Annotated in this window: 25 protein-coding genes and 1 tRNA gene; 12 read left to right on the top strand and 14 right to left on the bottom strand. The window is 62.1% G+C overall.

Annotation, left to right across the window (positions count from 1 at the left end; genetic code table 11):
• The 5 genes from GDA49_10030 to GDA49_10010 all read left to right on the top strand — a co-directional run bounded on the left by GDA49_10030 (position 1) and on the right by GDA49_10010 (position 5,027).
• Positions 1–768 (top strand): ATP-binding cassette domain-containing protein, encoded by a 768-nt coding sequence (locus GDA49_10030; protein MBC6440724.1) that lies wholly within the window; start codon positions 1–3, stop codon positions 766–768.
• A gap of 26 nt (positions 769–794) precedes the next feature.
• Positions 795–1,655, top strand: coding sequence for a branched-chain amino acid ABC transporter permease (locus GDA49_10025; protein MBC6440723.1), 861 nt, complete (start codon positions 795–797; stop codon positions 1,653–1,655).
• 1 nt (position 1,656) lies between these two features.
• Complete coding sequence (locus GDA49_10020; protein MBC6440722.1) at positions 1,657–3,537, top strand: alpha/beta fold hydrolase; 1,881 nt, start codon at positions 1,657–1,659, stop codon at positions 3,535–3,537.
• A 96-nt stretch (positions 3,538–3,633) separates the two neighbouring features.
• Positions 3,634–3,783 carry a transposase gene (locus tag GDA49_10015; protein MBC6440721.1) on the top strand — a complete coding sequence of 50 codons (150 nt, stop codon included), beginning with the start codon at positions 3,634–3,636 and terminating at the stop codon, positions 3,781–3,783.
• 257 nt (positions 3,784–4,040) lie between these two features.
• Positions 4,041–5,027, top strand: coding sequence for a site-specific DNA-methyltransferase (locus GDA49_10010; GenBank protein MBC6440720.1), 987 nt, complete (start codon positions 4,041–4,043; stop codon positions 5,025–5,027).
• Here the strand turns inward: GDA49_10010 and GDA49_10005 are convergent.
• Positions 5,024–6,139 carry a hypothetical protein gene (locus GDA49_10005; protein MBC6440719.1) on the bottom strand — a complete coding sequence of 372 codons (1,116 nt, stop codon included), beginning with the start codon at positions 6,137–6,139 and terminating at the stop codon, positions 5,024–5,026. The genes GDA49_10010 and GDA49_10005 overlap by 4 nt on opposite strands.
• Before the next feature lie 308 nt (positions 6,140–6,447).
• On the opposite strand from GDA49_10005, the gene GDA49_10000 reads away from it, so the two are divergent.
• Complete coding sequence (locus GDA49_10000) at positions 6,448–7,662, top strand: argininosuccinate synthase (protein MBC6440718.1); 1,215 nt, start codon at positions 6,448–6,450, stop codon at positions 7,660–7,662.
• A 279-nt stretch (positions 7,663–7,941) separates the two neighbouring features.
• Here GDA49_10000 and GDA49_09995 read toward each other — a convergent pair whose 3' ends face one another.
• The 4 genes from GDA49_09995 to GDA49_09980 are packed head-to-tail and all read right to left on the bottom strand — an operon-like array spanning position 7,942 to position 10,148.
• Positions 7,942–8,625: an NnrU family protein gene (locus GDA49_09995; GenBank protein ID MBC6440717.1), complete on the bottom strand. Its 684-nt coding sequence runs from the start codon at positions 8,623–8,625 to the stop codon at positions 7,942–7,944.
• A 7-nt stretch (positions 8,626–8,632) separates the two neighbouring features.
• Entirely contained in the window at positions 8,633–9,526 is an 894-nt protein-coding gene (gene folD / locus GDA49_09990; protein ID MBC6440716.1) for a bifunctional methylenetetrahydrofolate dehydrogenase/methenyltetrahydrofolate cyclohydrolase FolD, read from the bottom strand.
• Positions 9,523–9,828, bottom strand: coding sequence for a DUF167 domain-containing protein (locus GDA49_09985; protein MBC6440715.1), 306 nt, complete (start codon positions 9,826–9,828; stop codon positions 9,523–9,525). The genes folD and GDA49_09985 overlap by 4 nt, the downstream gene beginning before the upstream one ends.
• A 17-nt stretch (positions 9,829–9,845) precedes the next feature.
• Positions 9,846–10,148, bottom strand: coding sequence for a YggT family protein (locus tag GDA49_09980; GenBank protein ID MBC6440714.1), 303 nt, complete (start codon positions 10,146–10,148; stop codon positions 9,846–9,848).
• A 312-nt stretch (positions 10,149–10,460) separates the two neighbouring features.
• On the opposite strand from GDA49_09980, the gene GDA49_09975 reads away from it, so the two are divergent.
• Positions 10,461–10,536, top strand: a tRNA-Ala gene (locus tag GDA49_09975).
• Between the two features lie 383 nt (positions 10,537–10,919).
• Here the strand turns inward: GDA49_09975 and GDA49_09970 are convergent.
• Both GDA49_09970 and GDA49_09965 read right to left on the bottom strand, forming a co-directional pair.
• Positions 10,920–11,957 carry a sterol desaturase family protein gene (locus tag GDA49_09970; protein ID MBC6440713.1) on the bottom strand — a complete coding sequence of 346 codons (1,038 nt, stop codon included), beginning with the start codon at positions 11,955–11,957 and terminating at the stop codon, positions 10,920–10,922.
• Positions 11,958–12,137: 180 nt separating this feature from the next.
• Complete coding sequence (locus GDA49_09965; GenBank protein ID MBC6440712.1) at positions 12,138–12,620, bottom strand: TauD/TfdA family dioxygenase; 483 nt, start codon at positions 12,618–12,620, stop codon at positions 12,138–12,140.
• 544 nt (positions 12,621–13,164) lie between these two features.
• On the opposite strand from GDA49_09965, the gene GDA49_09960 reads away from it, so the two are divergent.
• Positions 13,165–14,115, top strand: a complete 951-nt coding sequence (locus tag GDA49_09960; GenBank protein MBC6440711.1) for a radical SAM protein — start codon at positions 13,165–13,167, stop codon at positions 14,113–14,115.
• A gap of 224 nt (positions 14,116–14,339) precedes the next feature.
• Here the strand turns inward: GDA49_09960 and GDA49_09955 are convergent, their stop codons facing one another.
• Positions 14,340–15,728 (bottom strand): FAD-binding protein, encoded by a 1,389-nt coding sequence (locus GDA49_09955; GenBank protein MBC6440710.1) that lies wholly within the window; start codon positions 15,726–15,728, stop codon positions 14,340–14,342.
• Positions 15,729–15,829: 101 nt separating this feature from the next.
• Between GDA49_09955 and GDA49_09950 the strand changes: the two genes are divergently transcribed.
• The 3 genes from GDA49_09950 to GDA49_09940 all read left to right on the top strand — a co-directional run bounded on the left by GDA49_09950 (position 15,830) and on the right by GDA49_09940 (position 19,096).
• Positions 15,830–17,026, top strand: coding sequence for a serine hydrolase (locus GDA49_09950; protein MBC6440709.1), 1,197 nt, complete (start codon positions 15,830–15,832; stop codon positions 17,024–17,026).
• A gap of 391 nt (positions 17,027–17,417) precedes the next feature.
• Positions 17,418–18,611, top strand: coding sequence for a serine hydrolase (locus GDA49_09945; GenBank protein MBC6440708.1), 1,194 nt, complete (start codon positions 17,418–17,420; stop codon positions 18,609–18,611).
• Positions 18,608–19,096, top strand: coding sequence for a GNAT family N-acetyltransferase (locus tag GDA49_09940; protein ID MBC6440707.1), 489 nt, complete (start codon positions 18,608–18,610; stop codon positions 19,094–19,096). Before GDA49_09945 ends, GDA49_09940 begins: the two co-directional genes overlap by 4 nt.
• 81 nt (positions 19,097–19,177) lie before the next feature.
• Here GDA49_09940 and GDA49_09935 read toward each other — a convergent pair whose 3' ends face one another.
• Positions 19,178–19,390, bottom strand: coding sequence for a hypothetical protein (locus tag GDA49_09935; GenBank protein ID MBC6440706.1), 213 nt, complete (start codon positions 19,388–19,390; stop codon positions 19,178–19,180).
• A gap of 301 nt (positions 19,391–19,691) precedes the next feature.
• Between GDA49_09935 and GDA49_09930 the strand changes: the two genes are divergently transcribed.
• The gene (locus GDA49_09930) at positions 19,692–19,874 is read left to right on the top strand and encodes a PLDc N-terminal domain-containing protein (protein MBC6440705.1); all 183 of its coding nucleotides are present in this window, start codon (positions 19,692–19,694) and stop codon (positions 19,872–19,874) included.
• Here GDA49_09930 and GDA49_09925 read toward each other — a convergent pair.
• Genes GDA49_09925 through GDA49_09905 form a run of 5 tightly spaced genes read right to left on the bottom strand, consistent with a single transcriptional unit; the run spans position 19,837 to position 23,443 of the window.
• On the bottom strand, positions 19,837–20,937 hold the full coding sequence (locus GDA49_09925) for a COX15/CtaA family protein (GenBank protein ID MBC6440704.1): 1,101 nt from the start codon (positions 20,935–20,937) through the stop codon (positions 19,837–19,839). The two genes, GDA49_09930 and GDA49_09925, sit on opposite strands and share 38 nt — an antisense overlap.
• Entirely contained in the window at positions 20,934–22,094 is a 1,161-nt protein-coding gene (locus GDA49_09920) for an FAD-binding oxidoreductase (GenBank protein MBC6440703.1), read from the bottom strand. The genes GDA49_09925 and GDA49_09920 overlap by 4 nt, the downstream gene beginning before the upstream one ends.
• Complete coding sequence (ccmE, locus tag GDA49_09915) at positions 22,091–22,540, bottom strand: cytochrome c maturation protein CcmE (protein ID MBC6440702.1); 450 nt, start codon at positions 22,538–22,540, stop codon at positions 22,091–22,093. The genes GDA49_09920 and ccmE overlap by 4 nt, the downstream gene beginning before the upstream one ends.
• Complete coding sequence (gene ccmD, locus GDA49_09910; protein MBC6440701.1) at positions 22,537–22,707, bottom strand: heme exporter protein CcmD; 171 nt, start codon at positions 22,705–22,707, stop codon at positions 22,537–22,539. The genes ccmE and ccmD overlap by 4 nt, the downstream gene beginning before the upstream one ends.
• A complete protein-coding gene (locus GDA49_09905; GenBank protein ID MBC6440700.1) occupies positions 22,700–23,443 on the bottom strand; it encodes a heme ABC transporter permease in 744 nt (247 codons plus the stop codon). Before GDA49_09905 ends, ccmD begins: the two co-directional genes overlap by 8 nt.
• Between the last annotated feature and the right edge of the window lie 72 nt (positions 23,444–23,515).

Genomic DNA, 23,515 nt, shown 5'->3' with positions numbered 1-23,515 from the left:
GTGCTCCAGATCGAAACCCTCTCGGGCGGATATGATCCGGTACAGATCTTTCAGGACATTGATCTCGTTTTGCACGAGGGCGAAAGCATCGGGATTTTTGGCCCCAATGGCCATGGCAAGACGACGTTTCTGAAAACGCTGAGCGGCCTGATCGATCCATGGTCAGGTTCGATCCGTTTCCACGGTACACGCATGAACCGCGTTGGCGAGAGAGGCAGCCGCAAATGGCGCAACTTCAATTACGACGCGGTCACGCGCAGGCGTATGGACCCCAGGAAAGTTGCGCGCGCCGGCCTGATCCATGTTCAACAAGGCAATCTTCTGTTTCCCGAACTCACTGTCGATGAAACCCTGTCGATTTCGTCTGAGGCTGCCGGGGCCCGGCGCGGTTGGACACGAGCGCAGGTCGGCGACCTGTTTCCTCGCATTGCCGAACGTGGCGGGCACAAGATCCGGTTTCTTTCGGGGGGCGAGCGTCAGATGGTCTCCGTCGCGGCGGGCCTCCTGTCAGCGCCACGCCTGCTGATCCTCGATGAACCCACGCTGGGACTGTCTCCAAAAATCCGTCAGGAACTCTGCGATGCCATTCTGACCGTCCGCAAAACCGGGATGCCGATCATTCTGATCGATCAGGATGTCGGCTTTCTCGAACAGATCATCGACACGCTGTATCTGTTTGACCACGGACGCATTTCCGGGCGGATGACACGCGACGAGATGCCCGACCCTGACGGTCTGATGGCGCTCCTGTTTGGAGAACAGCCGTGATGGACGCGCCAACCCTGTTTTCGATCATGCAGGGCGGCATCGTTCTGGGCGCGCTTTATGCGTTGATGGCGACGGGGTTATCGCTGGTTTGGACGACTCTGGGCATCTTCAACTTCGCGCATGGAACGTTCATTGCGCTTGGGGCATACATCGCCTGGCAGTTTTCAGGTGCGGAGGCCTGGGGGCTGCCACTGTTTCCGGCCATCGTGTTGACCTCTACCGTGATGTTTGCGGTGGGGGTCTTGATGCACTTCCTGCTGGTCAAACCCTTCGAGCGACGCGCGGATGTGGTTCTGATCTCGGTCATCACCACGCTGGCGGCCTCCGCCATTCTGGAAAACGGCTTGCTCCTGATCTGGGGGCCAAGGTCAAAACAAATCCCGCCCCTGGGCGAGGGCGAGATCGCCCTGGGTCAAATCAGCCTTGCCACCAGCGAGGGCATTCTTCTGGTGCTGGTTCTGGCGATCCTGTTGGGCATCGGGCTCTTCCTGCGCTATGCGCGCCCGGGGCGGATCATGCGCGCCGTGGCGCAAAACCGCGAAGCAGCCGAACTCCTAGGGCTGAACGTGCCGCTCTATTTCGCCATTGCATTTGGTCTGTCGGCGGTGACTGCGGGCCTGGCGGGTGTGTTTGTCGGTACAATCCGCTTCATGAACCCCGCGATGGGGTCCGAGCCGCTGATGAAAGCCCTGATCGTCGTCATCTTCGGTGGGGTCGCGCGGTTTTCCAGTCCGATCTATGCCGCCTTCATCATTGGCCTTCTGGAAGCGTTCTCGATCTATGTCGTGGGTCTTTACTGGGCACCTGCAGTCCTGTTTTTCACAATGATCGTTGTGCTGCTTCTCAAACCCGAAGGGCTCTTTGGCAATCACCAGAGGACCCTCTGACATGCGGTACGACCCCCCGCTTCACAAGACGCAGGGCCTTGTTCCCCTCCTGATCGCGATGGCCGCTCTGATCGCATACCCCTTCGTGTTCGAGGCGACCTATTTCCGCCACGTGATCATTCTGGCCTTTGTCTTCGCCATCGTTGCGACAAGCTGGGATCTCAGCCTCGGCTACGGCGGGCTTTTCAACTTTGCCCATGTGGGGCTGTTCGCCGTGGGTATCTACACCTACGCCATTCTGGCCAAGACGCTGGGAGTTTCCCCCTGGCTGTCGATCCTTGCCGGCGGCGGCACTGCGGCGCTGGTGGCACTGCTGATCGCGCTGCCGGTCCTCCGGCTCGACGGGATATACGTCATCCTTGTGACCATAGCGCTGAGCCAGTTGATCTATCTGATCGTGATTTCGTGGTCTGATATCACAGGCGGTACCTCGGGCATGGTGACACTGCCAACCCTGAAAATCGGTGACTACCCTCTGTCAAGGGATGGACGGATTGGATACTATTTTGTCGGTCTCGGACTTCTGGTCGCCAATCTGACGTTCCTTTACAGGCTCACCCGCTCGCGGCTTGGCCGGGCAATCGTGGCGCTGCGGGACAACAAGTACTATGCGATTGCGCGGGGTGTATCGGAAGCGCGAACGCGTGCACTCACGCTCATGGCGAGCGCAGTTTTCACCGGAATCGCCGGGGCCTTTTATGCCGCCTATCTGCGGGTGGCATCGCCCGATGCATTCGGCATCGGGTTTCTGACCGTGCTGCTGTCAATCCTGCTGGTTGGCGGAACCGGTACCATCTGGGGACCGGTTATCGCTGCCTTTGCCATCTCGGTTCTCTCGGAGTGGCTTTCGGGTTTTGGCGCGTGGCAAAACATCGTCATTGCCGTGGCCATTATTCTGGTGGTGGTCTTCTATCCCGGCGGGCTCTGGGCCGCAGTGCAGGAAGTGCGCGAAGCTGTTGACGTGCTGCGCACCTCTCTTGCCGCCCGCTGGCGGCGGCGCAACGCTCAGGCGCGCGAGGATCGCATGGGTGCGAAAGAACGCCATATCGACACACGGCACGGCTTGATTGCCATCGCGGATACGGGAGCGGCGGAAAAACCCGCCCTTCTGTTCCTGCACGGGAATTCCGCCTGCAAGGAAGCCTTTTTCAAACAATTCCAAGCGTTTCGCAACATGTACCGGGTGATCTCCTTCGACTATCCGGGGCATGGCGTGTCGTCGAATGGTGATCCCGAGACGACCTACAACATCGCCGCCTATGCAGAGATTGCCGAGGCTGTCCTGGCAGACTGTGATGTCGACAATGTGCGCGTCTTCGGTTGGTCTCTTGGCGGGTATGTCGGGCTGGAACTGGCCGCGCGCGGCAATGTTGACGTTCGCGCCCTGGCCATCGCAGGCACACCGCCGCTCAACCAGGTGCCGGTTGATTTCGGGCGCGGCTACAACCCGGACTCTCATCTGGTGCTTGCTGGCAAACGGTATTTCTCGCGGCAGGAGGCGAGGGATTTCGGCAACAGCGCAACCGCGCCGGTTTCGGAGGACGCCGTCTTCCTGCACCGCAACCTGCGCCGCACGGATGGGCGGGCGCGACTCTACATGATCGGCAAGCTCGGGATCATCGACTGGCCAAGACAAATGCGTCTGCTCAGCGAAGGGAAACTTCCCTTCGCGCTTCTCAGTGGCAGCGATGATCCTTTCCTCAATCACGACTACATTGCACGATTGCGTTATGGCAATCTGTGGCGCGGCGCACCGCAGGATATTCCGGGCGGCAAACATGCACCGTTCTTCAACAAGCCCGACGAATTCAATCGGCACCTGCTCGCCTTTCTGAAAGACACGGATACCGACCGCTCCGGCGAATTGACGCGGGCGAACTGACGCCGGCCAACTGACGTGATTGCGGTTGCTGCCGCTCTCCGCCAACGCGACAGGCCGGTCGCATGTCCCAGTGATCAAAATCCCGGTGAGGAGCGGATGGCATTTCCCATTCGGGACCGGTATAGCTGGCGGCGGGTTCCGGGGTTCCGGATTGGTGAGTCAACGCCGGATCACAAGACGATCTGGCGGTTTCGGGAGAGGCTGACCCCGGGCGGGTGCCGTCAAGGCGCTGTTTGCCGCTTTTGACAGGTACGTTTCGAGCTGGGCTATTACGGCCTCTCAATCCCGACATCAAGGTGATCGCGCCATGGCGCGAGTGAGATATTGTCTCGCGCGCCAAGCTCATCGCCTACGCCGAAAGCTACCAGATTCCGAAGTCACCTTTTGCTTGACCCCGCTGCTAGATGCCGAACTTGACTACGCATCAGGAATATCTTATTAACGCAAAATGGGATGGATCAGTAGCCCTCACATCATCTATGAGCGAAGGAGTTAGGCAGAAGATGTTGGAAAAGAGTCGAGCGCCTAGAAACAGAACCATCACGTTAAATAAGGATGATCGCAAGCATTTAAGGAAACGCCTCAAATCCAGTGCGAAGGCTCAGGAAAATTATGTTGATGTCACCATTCTCGGGGATTGTCTTGAGGTTGCGCCTTATATTGCCAAGAACTCTGTAGATATGCTGTTTCTCGATCCGCCATACAATCTCAACAAACGGTTTGGTGATCGCTCTTTCACTAAAGGACCTGTTAAGCAATACACGGAGTGGTTAGGCGGCATTCTTGACGCACTGCTACCAGCTGTGAAACCAAATGGTACTGTCTACATTTGCAGCGACTGGTATACATCTACCTCCGTCTTTGTGGCTGCCTCTGAACGCCTTAATGTGATCAACCGGATTACTTGGGAACGCGAAAAAGGGCGCGGGGCAAAAAATAACTGGAAAAATTCTTGTGAGGATATTTGGTTCTGCGTCACCGGTAAAGATTATACGTTCAATATTGATCAAGTAAAAGTGCGTCGCAAGGTCATTGCGCCGTACCGAAATGGAAATGGTACACCCAAAGATTGGCAGGAAAATGATGATGGTAACTACCGAGACACTCACCCTTCTAATCTTTGGGCGGATATAACCATACCATTTTGGTCTATGCCTGAAAACACCGACCATCCCACTCAGAAAAGTGAAAAGTTGATAGCAAAGCTGATGCTTGCAAGCACCAATCCAGAAGACTTGGTACTAGACCCTTTTCTTGGGAGTGGCACTACGTCTGTAGTAGCCAAGAAACTTGGTAGACATTTCATTGGGGTCGAATTAGAAGAAGAATATGCTCTTCTAGCTGAAAAACGACTGGAGATAGCCACCGCAGATACTGGCATTCAAGGTTATTCAGACGGAATATTCTGGGAGAGAAATTCCTTGGCCGCTATGAATGGGCGCTCTAAGAAAATCAACAAATCAAATGACGATCTATGCTTGCTGATCTAGAGCTCAATCAGGCTTTTCAGAAAACCTCTGGCACTATCAATATCAATTGAAGGTTGATAGTCAGCAAATAGTGCTTGACCAAAATCACCATAAAGCTGGGTGACACCTCGTGAACCTCGACCAGCCCAATGGTGCTGGACAACTGTTAAATTTCTTAGAGCATCATCAAGTACAGTCAGCAAGCGCCCAAAGACCTTATGATGCATTACATCTAACCCAACAATGAAGAAAGCAAAAACAGAATCAGGCTTTGAAAGAAGGCGCAGAAACTTATCTACGTTATAAGCTTTAGGTGCTGAAGATCGGTCTAGAAGTTTGGTCTTCACATCTATCATCAGTTTTCTGTCACCTAACCACATAACCAAATCGCTAAGTTCGTGGGTATTTCCTTCGCCTGTGATGATTTTCTCTATTGTGTTACCCCGGATGTTCACGTTGTCGCTTCGGGCTGCGGCGATGATATCTTCCTGGGCGTTTCTAATTCGAGCGTTCAGGTCACGCTCTATCGCCGTATATTCTTTTGACACAATAAAATTTGCAAAGCGTACCGGAGCATCAAGTATCAGATCAATCTCGGCGTTTGTTGGTTGGAAGCGGATGTTTCGTGGGACAATTCCATTGGTGGACTCTACTAGGCGTCCAAGATTCTCTTCCCACGTAAAGGCACTATGTAAGGCGAACAGATCATCAAAATGTTCTGGTGTGTTGGGTATTCCCGCAATTGTCGTCATTATATCGGTGCCGTTGAAGCTACCCTTGATGTTGTCTATGCGAAGTTGCTGCGAGCTATGGCTGATCTTTTTTAAGAAGGTCGCGTTAGCTAACAGAAAGTCCACCGAGATGGGGCGGACAACGACCACGACGAACGGGTACATGTCGTGCTGAGCGAGTGCTGAAAGGGACAGGACCGTATTCGAAAATGATCCTGTTTTCGCTTCCGAGAAGCGCAGAGCAAAGCCATCCGCAACAAAAACGCTGCGCACTCTTTCCGGTGATGCCCACTCAATCCAAGCCTGCTTTACAAAACATTTGGCGGTTGACGGATTTGCAGCCTTAAACTTTTCGATAAACTCAAGTGATTTGACTAAAGCAACTGTGTCATATTTATGCATTATACTCGATGTCCCGACCAATCACAACTATTTTAATGCCGCAACTCGTCCTTCGATGAATCTCAACTGATACCGTGCAGGACTCTCTCGGTGCCCTCAATGAAGTCGTAGGAGCCTATTCCAGTTCAACCATATTCGTCATTATCGTGCATATAAGACTGACATATTGCAAGAGAAAAATATGCAAAAATGTCTTACATAGGTCTCTCGACCGAGGCAGCCGCAGGCGCGCTCATGCTCGCCGCCAATTCCCATCGGGCGAAAACTGCTCTAGACAGCGGCCTCAACGGTTGTCGACGGAGAGACGGATGAGCGACGTCAAGAAGGTGGTCCTGGCCTATTCCGGCGGGCTCGACACATCGGTCATCCTGCGCTGGCTGCAGGATACCTGCCGCTGCGAGGTGGTGACCTTTACCGCCGATCTCGGCCAGGGCGAGGAGCTGGAGCCCGCCCGCAAGAAGGCCGAGATGATGGGCGTGAAGGAGATTTACATCGAGGACCTCCGCGAGGAGTTCGTGCGCGACTACGTCTTTCCGATGTTTCGCGCCAACGCCCTCTACGAGGGCGTGTATCTTCTCGGGACCTCCATCGCCCGACCGCTGATCGCCAAGCGCCAGATCGAGATCGCCGCCGAGACCGGGGCCGATGCCGTGGCCCACGGCGCGACCGGCAAGGGCAACGACCAGGTGCGTTTCGAGCTGGGCTATTACGGCCTCAATCCCGACATCAAGGTGATCGCGCCATGGCGCGAGTGGGATCTTGCCTCGCGCACCAGGCTCATCGCCTACGCCGAAAGCCACCAGATTCCGATCCCGCGCGACAAGCGCGGCGAGGCACCGTTTTCGGTCGATGCGAACCTTCTGCACATCTCTGCCGAGGGCAAGGTACTGGAGGACCCTTGGGAAGAAGCACCCGAGTACGTCTACTCCCGCACGGTCAATCCGCTTGAGGCGCCCGATGAAGCGACAGAGATCGCCATCGGCTTCGAAAAGGGCGATGCCGTCTCGATCAATGGTGAGACACTGTCGCCGGCGGCGCTGCTGACCCGGCTGAACGAACTCGGCGGTGCCAACGGTATCGGCCGGCTCGACATGGTCGAGAACCGCTTCGTCGGCATGAAGAGCCGGGGTGTCTATGAAACACCCGGGGGCACGGTCCTGATCGCCGCCCATCGCGCGATGGAATCGATCACGCTCGACCGCGGTGCCGCGCATCTCAAGGACGAGATCATGCCGCGCTACGCGGAGCTGATTTACAACGGCTTCTGGTTCTCGCCCGAGCGCACGATGCTGCAGGCCCTGATCGACAGGAGCCAGGAGCATGTCTCCGGAACCGTCCGGCTGAAGCTCTACAAGGGCAATGTCATCGTCACCGGGCGCCAGTCGCCCCATTCGCTCTATAGCCTCGCACACGTCACCTTTGAGGAGGATGCGGTCTACGACCAGCGCGACGCCGAGGGTTTCATCCGTCTCAACGCCTTGCGCCTGCGCCTTGGCCAGCGCCGGGATCAGGGAGGCCCGTGAACCATGCCCGAACCGTCCGGGATGGACATCTGCATCTGCTGACCGCTTCACTGCGCCACGCCGCCGCTGCGCGACATGCCGCCTACCCCGCACGACAGGACCCTCAGCTCCATCGTCCGGGACGATGTTGCCGGAACCTTCTCCGGCGACCGCCCCCGCGCGGTGTTGATGATTTCAACACATCCCTGAAAAACCCGGATAGACCCTGATCATCCCACCACTTTGCACAAAGAGTTTCGCATCAAAACACCACCCATGACGTCGCCCGCGTGAGCGGAGTCAATAGGGAATCGGCGCGACACCGATAATCCAGGGATGGAGCAGGACAAACACCGCATAGACGGCTGCCGAGAGCGCAACACGCCAGAAGCCGATGCCGCCCCCGTCAAGCCTGGTCCGACCCTGAAGGATCGCAGCGAAGGGCACGGACGACGTCGCCTGCGCGAAACGATCCCATTGCCCGCCAGTCTTCCGGCGCTTCTTGCGCTCCTGGCTCGGCACGCCGACCAGCACCAGCACCAGCATGCTGCCGAAGAGGATCAGGCTTGCGACATCGCCGTTCGCCAGCAGATGTGCGAAAGCCCACAGCGCAATGCCCCACATCAGGGGATGGCGCGTGATGGTGAAGATCCCCTTGGCGATGTCGTCGCGTTCCAGGAGTTTCTCGGAGCCGACCGCTGACGGATTCGGCGTCACGTTGCCGCACACGACGAAGAGCACGGCCGGGACCATGATCAGCCAGGCGATGCCCTTCAGCGCGGGCCCCGCGAGCCAGATCTCGACATGGTCCGCGTTGCCGTAGGCGATCGACGCCCAGACGATGGTCACGAGCGCAATCGCGGAGAACAGCCCGAGAAACGCGGGTTCGCCGAGCCGGCCTGCCACCTTGTCCCGCAGAGATGTACCCGACAGGACGACATGCAACCCGACGAAGGCAACACAGGCAAGGATCAGATGAGTCATGGTCCGGTCATGCCTCCGGTTCGGCAACGCCGTGCTGGCGGCAGGCGGCCGTCACCGTGTTGACGAGAAGACAGGCGATGGTCATGGGGCCGACGCCCCCTGGCACCGGCGTGATCGCGCCCGCCACCTTGACCGCTTCGTCGAAGCAGACGTCGCCCACGAGCCTAGTCTTGCCGTCGGCCTTCCCGATGCGGTTGATGCCGACGTCGATCAGGGTCGCGCCGGGCTTGATCCAGTCGCCGCGCACCATCTCCGGTCGACCCACGGCGGCAACCACGATATCGGCGCGGCGCACGACACCGGGCAGATCCCTGGTGCGCGAGTGCGCCACGGTCACCGTGCAGTGGTCCTGCAGCAGGAGCTGGGCCATCGGTTTGCCGACGATGTTGGAGCGGCCGACGATCACGGCCTCCGCACCCTTCATCCCGTCCGCACCCAGAAAGTCGCGCAGCATGAGCTGGCAGCCGAGCGGCGTGCAGGGGACCATGGCGTCCTGGCCGGTCGAGAGGCGGCCGGTGTTGATGACGTGAAAGCCGTCGACATCCTTGGCGGGTTCGATGGCGTTGATGATCGCCTGCTCGTCGACCTGATCGGGCAGGGGAAGCTGGACCAGGATACCGTTGACGCGGGGATCGGCGTTGAGCTCCTGAACCCTGGCCAGAACCTCGTCGTGGGTCGAGGTATCGGGCATGCGGAATTCGAAGCTCTCCATGCCCGCATCGACCGTCGACTTACCCTTGTTGCGGACATAGACTTGGCTCGCGGGATCGTCGCCCACCAGCACGACGGCGAGGCCGGGGGTGAGGCCGTGCGCGGTTCTCAGCTTGGCGACCTTGCTCGTCACGCCTTCGCGGACCTTCGCCGCAAACGCCTTGCCGTCGATAATGGTTGCTTCACTCATGTCAGGGCTCCCAGCCGCTCTCGAATTGTCTGTGCCACCGCGGACCCGCCACCGATCTCCAGGACCTTGGGCCGGTCCCGCTGTCCGCGAGCGACCCCGATGGAGGGCGCCGGCAGACGCCAGAACCTGGCAAGCAGCTTTATGACCGCGCGGTTGGCCCTGCCGCCTTCGGACAGCCGGGTGACGCGCACCATTAAGAAGGCGTTGCCGGCGTCGTCAAGCGCGATCCCGGCAATCTCGTCATGGGTCGCGCCGTGCTGGACGCGAACGCTGAGCCGGAGACGATCTGCTGTGACGCTCACCGCGCCCGTCATCAGGATTAGGCGATCGGGATCAGAATGCTGCCGATGATGAAGCGGCGCAGGAATTCGAGAGTGACGATCGCGATGATCGGCGAGATGTCGATCCCGCCGAGATTGCCGAGGAAGCGCTGGAGAAGCCGGCGGATCGGACCCAGGACGGGTTCGGTTGCCTGCCAGAGGAAGCGCCCGATCGCGTCGACGATGGGATGACGCGTGTCGACGATCCTGAACGACACCAGCCAGCTCATGATCACCTGCGCGATCAGGATCCAGAAGTAGATCCTGAAGACGGTGTCGACGAGCCAGATGATTGCATCCATGGGCCATGCCCTTTCGATAGCGCCGGGTTAATCTAGAGCATATCCCGTTCAGATTGAATCAATCTGAACGGGATATGCTCCGAGTCTTCAGATGCAGAGCGGATTCACGCACCAGACGAAGCGGGACGGCAGCGGAATCGCGCCGGTTGAGAGGGTGCCAGAACCGTGTCCGCCCCCGGGACGACGGCGCCGAGGACGAGGCCGGCCGGCGGGCGCGCAGACACGGCGTATGTGGACGCCGGTCGCCGCGGACATCGCTTGACACCCGACGGGGCGGCTCTTACATCACCGCTTCCCGAAGCGGGATCCTGCGGGGCTGTAGCTCAGTCGGGAGAGCGTCGCGTTCGCAATGCGAAGGTCAGGGGTTCGAATCCCCTCAGCTCCACCACCCTCCGCCCCCTGTGAGGGCTTGGCGTGGCGCGCCGCCCACGGCCTCAGCGGTGTGCGGTGATCGTGCCGATCGTGACCATTCGGGTCCCGATCTCGCGCTGCATAGCGGAGGCCATGCCCCTGGTCTTCTCGAGAAACGGCAACAGGGCGATCTTCGACCCCCATACCGATCAGAAACAGCGGCAACAGGGTTGTGGGCAGCTGCGCATCAATGTTGGCAAAGCCCATGGTGCCCCCAAGGGCCCGACGTTACGGTGCACACTGACAAGCTGCGTCGTCGCATGTCCACCGACGCCCATCACGCAAGAATCACGTGGCGGTGGCCGCAGAACCGGACTCCGGGATCGCGATGCTGCCCGGCTTGCTGGCGTATGAGGGGTGCTATCCGGTCGTCCCGGTACCGACGGTCCGACCGGGAGCAGGCTTGTTGCGACGCCGCATCCTAGCGGTCGCCTCCCTTGTGCCGTCATGGAACGTGCCGAGCCAGCGATCCAGCGGGAACTCCTCACTGCCGTAGTTGCAGTCGAAGTAGCGATGGTGGAGCTGGTGGAAGAAGCCGCCGACACCCAGACGCGCCTTGTTCTTCGCCCACACCGCCTCGTAGCCGGAGTGCCCCGACGGCGCTCCCAGAAGCTGCCAGAACAGCAGGAACAGCATATGCGCGGGATGGCCGGGTACGACGAAGAAGATCAGCAAGGTGCTGAAGTAAAGGACGTGCTCCACCGGGTGCATCGAGATCCCCGACCAGGGACCGGGATTGATGTTGCGGTGGTGCAGCACGTGGATGTGCTTGTAGAGCGGTGCCCAGTGCAGCGCGCGGTGAATGACGTAGAAGTGCAGGCTCTGCCACATCGTCACCAGCGGGAACATCAGGACGAACCACACCGGGCTCGTGGCGGGTTCGATCGCCACGAAGACGCCGCGGGCGTACATGACCCGCGCCAGGATCTCGTAAGCCGTCGCGATCGGCAGGCCGAAGACCAGGGAATGGAACATGTTGTCCCAGGTCTGGTAACCGAAGGTATACTTCCTGTCCTTCTCGCGCGGCATCGGGCGCGGGTCGTACTTCAGCGTGTCGCCCTGCGCGTTGGCACCGTAGAACCACAGGTGCAGACCGCCTGCGACCGCAAGCAGGGCGATCGTGTTGCGCAGCAAGACCCAGCTGACCCAGTCGAACGAGAGGGTGGCCTGCTCCGGTGTGACCGGCTGCAACCAGAAGGCCAGGACCAGGGCAAAGACGAGATAAAACGCCCGGTCGGTGAACTTGATGAAGTTCGCAAGGAGCCACTTCAGCGCCGCGATCGGACGCAGCGGCCACGACCAGTAGGGCACGCCCTCGACCGGCAGGTCGGGATGCCAGTTCCAGGTGGCGTTGCTCGAAGGGGCGTTGGGCGAGGGTGCAGGGGTCTTTTCGGTCATGGTGCGGGAACTCCTGGCGAAGGTGCCACGATCATGCGATTCGCCCAGCATTATCGCAGGCACCGGCTGCCATGGGGAACTGCAAATCCTGCACGGAAGGATAAGTTGAACCTGGGGCGATCATTAAAGGGGGGATTATAAACTCGAGTCACATCAGTACCTTGAAAAATCCGAGCCAGGTCAGGATTCGTTGGTCACGAACAGCTGTATGAAAGTCTTGCGCGCCTGATCCCGCGACCATCCCGGCATATCAATTTCCTCTTCCAATTCCGCTTTCGTCGTCTGATATCGACTTGACTTCATACCTGCCGCCATCAGGGCTGGCAATTTCGTCTTAGGTTTTGGCTTGGTCATGGTTGGGTCGACGAAGGTCATGACGGGCGTGTTGGCCTTGGCCAACAGGTCCGGTGCCGGCTGAAGACCGGTGACCGCGCCGTTCGACGGCGCGAGAACCGAGGTGCGGATCAGGTCGAGCTTCGCCCGGTCGAGATCGACCAGTGCGGATTGCAGCAAGGGGCTGTTGTCGCCCTGCGGGTGGACGTGGAGCGGCCCGAACCGGCGGCCCAGCGCCTGGAGCGATGCGGGGTCGAGAGTCTGGTCGTGGAAGAACAGGACCAAGTGCTCCATCCATGCCGCGGGCAGCGCCTGGAAGGTGTCGTTCATCAAGCGGCTTGCCCAGGTCGACGCCGGGCACGTCGGCGCCGATGGTCGGCGTCAGGGGAACGATCTCAAGCGCCTGCGTCATCTCGGTTCCTTCCGGCAATCGCGCCTCATCAATCTTGAAGCACGTTTTTCCCGAAGGCAATTTCCGGCATGCTGCGGGGTAATCGCGGAGAGCGCCGCGACGCCGAACGGGAGACTGGCGACCGGGTTGTTGACCACCGTCATGGTGGCGCCGGCCGGCAAACGGCTCGTTCGGATGTCGAGGATGCGAGCGGCCGGAGCATCGAGCGCCTTGCCGAGACCGCTCTTGCGGCGAAGACCCCCGAAGACGTGCTCTGGTCTCCTGTTCGATCCGGCTCTCGGTATGGCCGTTGTGCTTCAGATTGTGCCGGGTGACATCCGCCACGGGCGTGGAGCACTCCCTGTGGCCGGACGCCGGTTTGCAAGGTGCCGCATGATAGCCGAGTGTTCCGATGGCTGTTATGAATTGCCAGCGGGGCGGTCTGCAGTCATGGTCCCGGCTGCAAACAGTGTGGTGGTGTTCATGAATGTTGAAACGTGGATTGCTCCGGTGGATGCCAAGTTCTCCGATCCCGACTGGACGGCCAAGGGCGAGCCGCGCGCGGTGATCGGTCTGGCAAGGCTTGAGACGCTCTGGATCAACACCGGCACACTCTGCAATCTGACGTGCGCGGGCTGCTACATCGAATCGAGTCCGCTGAACGACCGGCTGGTCTACATCACCGCCGACGAGGTCCGGGCCTATCTCGACGAGATCGCGCGCGACGGCCTGGGCACCCGGCAGATCGGGTTCACAGGCGGCGAGCCGTTCATGAACCCCGACGTCATGGTCATGGTTGAGGATGCCCTGAGGCGCGGCTATCAGGTCATGATCCTGACCAATGCCATGCGCCCGATGATGAAATGCGCCGACGGTCTGCTCGACCTGCAGGCGCGATACGGCGAGCGCATGACGCTGCGCGTTTCCGTCGATCACTACACCAGGGTCCGCCACCAGCTCGAACGCGGCAAACGATCGTGGGACCCCATGGTCCAGGGGCTGCGCTGGCTCGCTGAGCACGACTTCAAGGTTCACCTCGCGGGCCGGACCCGCTGGGAGGAGGACGAGGCCAGCCTGCGTAAGGGCTTCCGCACCTTCATCGCCGGGATGGGCCTGAAGGTGAATGCCGACGATCCCATGGAGCTCGTTCTCTTCCCGGAGATGGACGAGAAGGCTGAGGTGCCTGAGATCACCACCGCCTGCTGGGGCATTCTGGGTGTCGATCCCAAGGGCATCATGTGCGCGAGCGCGCGCATGGTCGTGAAGCGCAAGGGCGCCGAGACACCGGCCGTCGTCGCCTGCACCCTGCTGCCCTACGACCCCCGGTTCGAGATGGGCACCACCCTGGCCGAGGCCTCGGGCGCGGTGAAGCTCAACCATCCCCATTGCGCCAAGTTCTGCGTCCTGGGTGGAGGCTCCTGCAGCAGGGGGTGATGCCCCAGGACGCGATGAGCTGAAGCAGGACGCCGAAGGCGAAGAGCACGGCGGGAACCGAGATCGTGCCCATCCGTTCTGTGTGCAACAACGGCTGCCTTTTCCGGTCCGGCGGATGACGCCGTGCTGCCATGGTGCGAGCAGCGGATTGAGGCCCATCCCGATCAGGATGGCGCCGGCTGCGGGACCATCAGGAACAGGACCGGGGACATCGTGCCTGTCCCTCAGTCCGAGAGGATTTTCCCGGGGTTCATGATGCCCTGGGGGTCGAAGGCCCGTTTGAGCTGGCGCATCAGGCTCACGGCCTCGCCGTGTTCGGCCTGCAGGACGTGCATCTTGCCCAGGCCCACGCCGTGTTCGCCCGTGCAGGTGCCGCCCATGGCGAGCGCGCGATGGACCAGGCGGTCGTTGAGGCGCTTGGCCTCGGCCAGCTCGTCCGGGTTGTTGCGGTCGAGCAGGAAGACGAGATGGAAATTGCCGTCGCCGACATGGCCGGCGAGCGGGGCGGGGATGTCGGTGGTCTCGAGATCCTTCTTGGTCTCGACGATGCATTCGGCCAGACGCGAGATCGGCACGCAGACGTCGGTCGGCCAGATCGATGACCCCGGGCGCATCGCCTTTGCCGCCCAGGCGGCGGCGTGGCGCGCCTGCCACAGCCGGTTGCGGTCCTCCTGCTGCGCGGTCCAGCGGAAGTCCTTGCCGCCGAATTCCCCACAGATCTCGCCCATGCGTTCGGCCTGTTCGGCGACACCCGCTTCGGTGCCGTGGAACTCAAGGAAGAGTGTTGGTGCGACCGGGTTGTCGAGGCCGGAGTAGGCGTTGATCGCCTCGATCTGGACCTCGTCCAGCAGCTCGATGCGTGCCATGGGGATGCCCGACTGGATGGTGACGATGACAGCGTTGACCGCGGCCTCGATGTCGTCGAAGGCGACCGTCGCCGCACTGATCGCCTCGGGGATGCCGAACAGGCGCACCGTGACCTCCGTGATCACGCCGAGCGTGCCTTCCGAACCGACGAAGAGACGGGTGAGATCGTAACCCGCCGACGACTTCCGGGCCCGGCGGGCGGTCTTCACGATGCGACCGTCGGCGGTCACCACGGTCAGCGCCAGAACAGCTTCGCGCATGGTGCCGTAACGCACGGCGTTGGTGCCCGAGGCGCGGGTCGCCGCCATGCCGCCGAGCGAGGCATCAGCACCGGGATCGACCGGAAAGAAGAGACCGGTGGCGCGCAGGTACTCGTTGAGCTGCTTGCGGGTGACGCCCGCCTCGACCGTGCAGTCAAGATCCTCGGCGTTGACCTCGAGCACCCGGTTCATACGCATCATATCGATCGAGACGCCACCCTCGACCGCCACCACCTGGCCCTCAAGCGACGTGCCGGTGCCGAAGGGGATCACCGGCGTGCCGTGGCGGGCGCAGATTCCGACAACAGCGGCTACCTCTTCGGTGCTCTCGGGGAAGACGACGGCGTGCGGCGCTTCGGGATGATGCCAGCTCTCGTCGTGGGCATGTTGCTCGCGCACCGCATCGCCGGTCGAGAACCGGTCACACAGTCGCTCGGCCAGTTCGGTCAGCGCCTCGTTGTGGTCGGGCAGGGCATTGACGCGCATCGTCCCCTCCGTTCATCCGCCGATGATCATAGGTCAGATGCAGTCCGGGTGCAGCCGCTGTGGAGAGCGTGCTAGCGTCTCGCTCGAACGGGGAGGTCGCCATGAACGAAACGCCGCGCCTGATGCGCCATTTTCCGCCTGCGGAGGGCGAACTGGTCACGACCGGAAACATGCAGGAGGCGCCCTACAACCGTTGGGCATTCCGCAACCTGCGTCGTTTGATCGGCACCGGGAATGTCTGGCGCGGCGACGGTCTCGTCTCGGGATTTCCTGTCGAGCCGCTCCATCTCGACGGTATCACGTTTACCGACATGAACGAACACCCGATGACCGTCAAACAGATGCTCGACAGCAACGACACCGACGGTTTTGTCGTGCTCTGTCAGGGCGCGATCGTGGCGGAACGTTACGGCGATGGCGTCGAACCCCACGAACCGCATCTGCTGATGTCGGTCACCAAGTCGTTCTGCGCCTCCCTTGCCGGGATCCAGGTGGAGAAGGGGCTGTTTTCGCCGGACGATCTCGTCACCGACATCATTCCCGAGGTGAAGGGTTCGGCCTATGACGGCGCGCTGGTACGTCACGTGCTCGATATGACCGTGGGCATGGATTACAGCGAGGACTACGAGGACCCCGACAGCGATGTCGCCCTGCTCGATGTTGCGGCGGGCTGGCGGCCCGCACGGAAGGGCGCCCCCGACAATCTCAGGTCCTACATCGCGACGATGCGCCCCGCGGGCGAACACGGCAAGGCGTTCCACTATGTCTCGACCAACACCGACCTGCTGGGCTGGATCATCGAGCGCACAGCGGGCGTCGACTTCGCCACGCTGCTGAGCCGCGACATCTGGCAACCCATGGGCGCGGAGTTCGACGGCTACATCACGCTCGACCGCACCGGCACGCCGCTGACCGACGGCGGGCTCTGCGTGACGACCCGCGATCTCGCACGCTTCGGTCAGCTCCATCTGCAGAACGGCGTGATGAACGGCCGCCGCATCATTCCCGAAAGCTGGATTCGGGACTTCCGCGAGAACGGCGATCCCGAGGTCTGGGATCGGGGCAATTTCGCCATCGACATGCCAGGCCACAGCTATCGGTCGAAGTGGTACACCGACCTCAACGATCCGCATCGGCCCTACTACGGTATCGGCATCCATGGGCAGTCGGTGTTCGTCGACCCCGTCGCCGGCGTGGTCTGCGCCAAACACTCGACCCATCCGGCGCCGGTCGATCCCAAGCTGTTCGACGATATGTTCCGGGGCTTCAGGGCGATCGCGCACGAGCTCGGCGGTTAGGCGCATGGACGTCACGCCGACCGACTTCCAGGACTGGCCGCAGAACCGCGGGGGCTTCCATCACGTGCGTGGGATGCACCGCACCGCAAGCGTGCGGCGGGGCGCGGGACCGGTATGGGCCCTGCCCGAGCGATCCTCCGACCTGGGGTCTGTCACGTTTGCCGCGTATGACGGCACCGCCATGATGCTCGACGATCTCGTGGCGTCGCCCCATCGCGGTTGCCAGCACCATGGCGGCGGAGATGCCCGGATACCCGTACCGCGCCTAATGGTACGTCAACCGGCAGCACGATCACCAGGCTGGGTTCGATCCCGCGGGAGGACGAGCACGTCTTCGGCGGGATGTTCAATGCCTTCCACACCGTCGCCAAAGCCCTTCACGGAGGATGAGATGCCCGACCACGACCTGATGCGGACCTTCCCGGCCGCGCCCGACAAGATGGTCACGCTGGAGAACTGGCGGACCCCGCCCTTCAACCGCTGGGCCTACAGCCATGTCAGCGAGATCGTGCCCTCGGCCCAGATCTGGCGTGGCCGGGGCCCGGCTATGGATCTGCCCCGGGCACCTGAGCATCTGGCCGATGTCGCCTACACCGATCACGCCGGCACCGAGCGCAGCTTCGGCTGGTTCCTCGACAACCATCAGACCGACGGCATCTGCGTCCTCCACAACGGCGGGATCGTCATGGAGCACTATCGCAACGAGCTCCAAGAGCACCGGCCCCACATCCTGATGTCGGTCTCGAAGTCGATCACAGCACTCGTCATCGGCATCCTGGTGGACCGCGGCGTGCTTGATCCGACCCAGGGCATCGGTCATCTGATTCCCGAGATTGCGGGATCGGCCTTCGACGACTGCACGCTGCAGCATCTGCTCGACATGACCGTCGGCGTCGACTTCACCGAGGACTATTTCGCCAACACCGGTCCGATCACCGAGTACCGCGAGGCCTCGAACTGGAGGCCGCCGACGGACCCGGCCAATCCCGGCGATCTGCGTTCGTGGATGGTGACGCTGCAGAAGCAGGGCGAGCACGGCGCGGCGTTCCACTATGTCTCCCCCTGCACCGACATGCTGGGCTGGGTGATCGAACGCGCCACCGGCCGGCCCTATGCCGAGGCCGTCTCCGAGCTTCTCTGGCAGCCGCTGGGTGCGGAGTTCGACGGTCATGTCACCGTGGATCGCTTCGGTGCACCCCGTGCGGCGGGCGGCGTCTGCCTCTGCCTGCGCGATCTCGCGCGGGTCGGCCAGATGATGCTGGAGGAAGGCCAGGCCAACGGCCGCCAGGTCGTGCCGCGCGCCTGGGTCGCCGACAGCCGGTTCAACGGCGACAAGGCGGCCTGGGCGGCGGGCGAGAGGTCGGCCGCGAATCCTGCCGGAAGCTACCGCAACAAGTGGTGGATGATGGGCGACGCCCACGGCAGCTACACCGGCATCGGCGTCTTCGGCCAGTACCTCTGGATCGATCCCGTGGCGAGCCTGGTGATCGCCAAGTTCGCCTCGCAGCCCATGCCGACCGATGACAACGTCAAGAAGGACACCGCGCTCTGCTTCCTCGCGGTCGGCCGCGCGCTGGCACCATGAACGCCGTTCTGCGTGACATGACGACGGCGGATGCCAGTTGGTTCCTGCCGCTCAACAATGCCGAGGCGCCGCACGTCAACGCGCTCGACGCGGCGGACCTCGCCGCCCTGCTTGACGAGGCGGTCCTGGCCCGCGTGGCCGAGGTCGATGGTGCACCGGCCGGGGGATTGATCTGCTTCGCACCCGGCGCGTCCTACCAGAGCGCCAACTATGTCTGGTACAGCGAGCGCTATGACGCTTTCGTCTACATCGACCGCGTCGTGGTCGACGTCCGTTTCCGCGGCCAAGGCATCGCGCGGCGCTTCTACGACGAGGCCTGGGCGCTTGCGTCCGAGCGCGCGGTGATCCTGTGCTGCGAGGTCAACGAGGAACCGCCCAACCCCGGGTCGATGCGCTTTCACGAACGATTCGGTTTCGAACCCATCGGTGGACAGCAGACCGAAGGCGGCAAGAAGACGGTGGTGCTGCTGGCAAAGTCCGCGTAGCGGCGTCAGTCATGGCGCGGCGGTGCATGCGGGATGTGCTGCGCCTCCCGGTCCGCGCTCGACATCGGCGTTGCGGGATCGTCAGCCTTCATGTGCTGACAGGGTGCGAGCGGTGCGACCAGCGCCAGGTGGACGGCACAGTTCGGCCACGGCTGTGGCCCGGATGTCGATTTCGGAGAGCTCGGGATAGTCGTCGTCCCGGCCATGGACCGCCACACGACCTGACCGTTCGGTATCGTGCCGCCCGTCCGCATCGGTGGATTCGAGGTGAGCCATCAGGGTTTCCGCCCCCATGCCGTCATCCAGCCGCCACGTGCCCTCGGCCTTGAGGCGACGGTTGATGAAGGTCTGGCTGACGATCAGATCGCCCGAACGGCAGACCGCCGGGCAGACCGAACCGCCGTTGCGCGAGACCGTTGTGATGCCTTAGCCGATCTCTCCCGTGCGCGAACAGAGCCCCATGATGGTGCAGTCATGCACCGTCTCCCTTGGCCTCCGCATCAGGTCCGCATCAGGATAGCCCGACAGACAATGCTGGAAATCCGCCCGGCGAAGGGCCATCTCCAGCGCTTTGAATCATACGAAGGTTGAAAGCATGGGAATCGAAGTCGGCCTGATCGGTCTTCTCCTCTTGGCGCTCTACATCTGGGCGATCGTCAGTGTCGTGCAGAGCAACGCCTCGACGTTCGCCAAGGTGATCTGGATCCTTGTGATCCTGCTCCTGAACTTGCTCGGCTTTGTCATCTGGCTGATCTTCGGTCCGAAGACCGCGAAATAGAGCGACGAGATTGCGCCTCCCGCTGGCGCAGGCTGTCGAGCAGCAGGATCGTCAGCGTGAAGAGGACCAGCGCGCCGATCTGGTGCAGGGCGCCAAGCCAGACGGGCACGTAGGCCAGCAACGCCATGACGCCGATCAGCGCCTGGAGCACGGCCATGGCCGCAAGGGCGCGGGCTGCAAGCCGCGTTCGTGTCGTCAGCGAGGACCGGGCGAGGCCGAACCATGTGGCGAAGATCGCAACCACGGTCGCGATGGCCAACAGGCGATGGTTGAACTGCACGGCTGCGACATTCTGGAACGGATTGAGCCACCAGGGCTCGTCGGCCAGGTAGTCGGCCGGCACGACACGCCCGTCCATCAGCGGGAAGGTGTTGTAGTAGAGTCCGGCATCGAGCCCAGCGACGAAGGCACCCGAGACGATTGTTACAGAGACCAGCGCAAGCAGCCAGCCGACTCCGCGGCGAGGTCGCGCGATGCCCGGCTCCGCGGACCCGTAGTCGGGCGTATGCAGGAGTCCCGCGATGGTCCAGACGAGCATGCCGTAGATCAGGAAGGCGAGGCCCAGATGCATTGCCAGCCGGTACTGGCTGACGCTCGGCCGGTCGACCAGACCGCTCTTCACCATGAACCAGCCGACCAGGCCCTGCAGGCCGCCCAGCACAAACAGCAGCCAGAGCCGGCGCGTCATCGGTGGATCGAGCCGCTTGCGGAACAGGAACACCATGAAGGGCACGAGGAAGGCGAGCCCGATGATGCGGCCCAACACACGGTGCCAGAATTCGTACCAGAAGATCGTCTTGAAATCGGCGAGCGCCATGCCGCGGTTGATCTGCCGATACTCGGGCGAGGCGCGGTACTTCTCGAATTCCTCCTGCCACTCGGGCTCGCTGAGCGGCGGAATCCATCCTGTGACAGGGTTCCAGTCGGTCATGGAGAGACCGGATTCGGTCAGCCGCGTGACGCCACCCAGCACGACCATGCCGAAGACAAGCGCGGCAACGACCATGAGCCAGATGGCGACCGCACGGCGGTCGCCCGGTGCCATCGCTGCACCGGATCTCATACGATGCCGACCTCATGCACCGCAGCACCGGTGACGAGCCGTTCGGCCGAAAGGCGGCTGAGATCGAGCGTGGTGAAGCCGCCGTCCAGGATCAGCTCTGATGTTGCACGACCCGCCGCCGGCGCCTGCTGCAGGCCGTGGCCGGAGAAACCACAGAGGATGTGAAGGTTCGCCGGCCCTTCCGGATGGGGGCCGCAGACCATGTTCTCGTCGAGCTTGTTGATGTCGTAGAGCCCCGACCAGGCGTTGGTCTGGCGCAGAGCCTCGAAGGCCGGAACGCGCTCGGCGAGCGCCGGCCAGATCGACTCCTCGAACAAGCTGTCATCGACCTCGAAGTTGATCCCTTCGGGTTCCTCGATCGAATGGCCCGTCAGATAGCCGCGACCTTCGGGACGGAAATAGAGGCCGTCGGGCGCGATGGTCAGCGGCAGAGGCTCGATCTCCTGCTGGATCTCGAAGAAGAACACCATGCGACGCACCGGCACCACGGGAACCTCGACGCCGGCCGTTGCCAGCAACGTGTTCGACCATGCGCCGGCCGCGCAGACAACCTGTCCGGCTGCGACGGTCGAACCGTCTTCGAGAACGACTCCGGTGGCTCGGCCGTCGGCCGTCGCGATGGATGCCACCCCACCCTGGCGGTACGCGATCCCCATCTCGCGCACCTTTTTCCGGAAGCCCATGACGATGGCGTAGGGGTCGGTCCAGCCGTCTTCCGGCCCGTAGGTGCCAAAGGCGATGTCGTCGAGATTGAGCGACGGGAAGAGCACCGCGATCCCGGCGGGATCGAGCATTTCGGTGGTCGCACCGAGGCTGCGCTGGAGGTCGTTGAGCTCCTGCGCCTGGGCCCGCGCCTCTTCGGGCAACAGGAAGAGGTAGCCCTCTACGCGATAGCCGATATCGGGCTTCTCGCCGTCGACCGCCATGGTCTCGGCGAACACGGTGTAGAACTGGCGGCCATACTGCGACATCCGGATGTTCTCGGCCACACTGAACTGCTGGCGCACGCCGCCGAGCGAGCGCGGCGTGGAGGCGAATTCGTAGGTTGGGTCGCGCTCGATCACGCAGACCCTCAGCCCGGGTTCACGGTCCAGCAGATGCCAAGCGGTGGAGAGCCCCATCACCCCGCCTCCGACGATCACGATGTCGAAGCTCATTGCTGGTCGCCCTCCTGCCAGTGGCCCTGCTCCTTGAGCGCCTCGGCGACTTCGGGCGGCATGTAGGTCTCGTCGTGTTTGGCAAGCACCTTGTCGGCAATGAACGGCCCTGCGGGGGAGGGCATGGTGCCGTTGGCGACGATGCCCTGGCCCTCGCGAAAGAGATCGGGCAGCACGCCGGTGTAGCTCACCGGCACTACCGCACCGCCGTCGGTCAGTTCGAACACCGTCGTGACGCCGTCTTCGAGCCTGGTCACGCTACCATCCACAACAAGACCGCCCAGACGGATACGCACCTCGGGCCCCACCGGTTCGGCGACAAGGTCGGACGGGGAATAGAAGAACGTCACCTTGTCTTCGAGCGCGACCAGGACCAGCAGCGTGGCGAGCGCGAAGCACACGAACCCCGCGCCGAGGAAGGCCATGCGTCGTTGCTTGCGGGTCATCGACGGCGAGGCCTTTCGATCCGGGATTCCAGGCGTTCCAGCTCGGCCTTGCGCCGGCTCGCCTGGCGCAAGCTGACGACCAGAAGACCGACGAGAATAACGGCGGCGGCGGCGTAGGACGGCCAGACCGTTGCGGCGTAACCGCCCATACCCAGGAACTCAGCCATGCTTCACCCCGGGTACGGCCTCGGCGGCCTGTCGTCGCTGCAGAACCTCGATGCGCCGGGCGGCGACCTCGCTGTTGATGCGGACGAGCAGCACGGCGACGTAGAACGCCGTGAACCCGACCGCCATGACCAGCAGCGGCGGGAGCAGGGAGCTGTGGATGGCCAGACCGTCCATGCGGATCACGCTGGCAGGCTGGTGCAGTGTGTTCCACCAGTCGACCGAGAACTTGATGATCGGAATGTTGATCGCGCCGACCACGGCGAGGATCGCGGCCGCGCGCCCGCCGCGCTCGCGGTCGTCGAAGGCGCCTGAAAGCGCCATGTGACCGAGGTAGAGGAAGAACAGCACCAGGACGGAGGTCAGCCGGGCATCCCACTCCCAGTAGGTTCCCCAGATCGGCTTGCCCCAGAGACTGCCGGTGATCAGCGCCACCGCCGTGAAGCAGGCACCAATCGGCGCCGACGCGCGAGCGACGAGATCGGCAAGCTGGTGTTTCCAGATCAGGAAGGAGACCGAGAGCACGGCCATCACCGAGTAGCAGAACATCGCCATCCAGGCCGCGGGCACGTGGATGTACATGACCTTCACGGTCTCGCCCTGCTGGTAGTCGGGCGGCGTGAAGCCGAGCGCCCAGACAAGGCCGATGCCGATGAGCCCCGCCGCGAGCATGCTGGCCCACGGCAGGATGCGCCGGCTCAGCCGCTGGAAGCGGGCCGGGCTTGCGAGGCTATGCAGGAACGACGGCACGGCGGTTTGGGTCTCTCGCGGGGCGGGGGGTGACTACACGGCGCATCGCTGCACGTCCAA

This window comes from Rhodospirillales bacterium, from assembly GCA_014323865.1.
Taxonomy (GTDB): domain Bacteria; phylum Pseudomonadota; class Alphaproteobacteria; order SP197; family SP197; genus SP197.
This window is presented reverse-complemented; position numbering and strand designations above follow the sequence as displayed.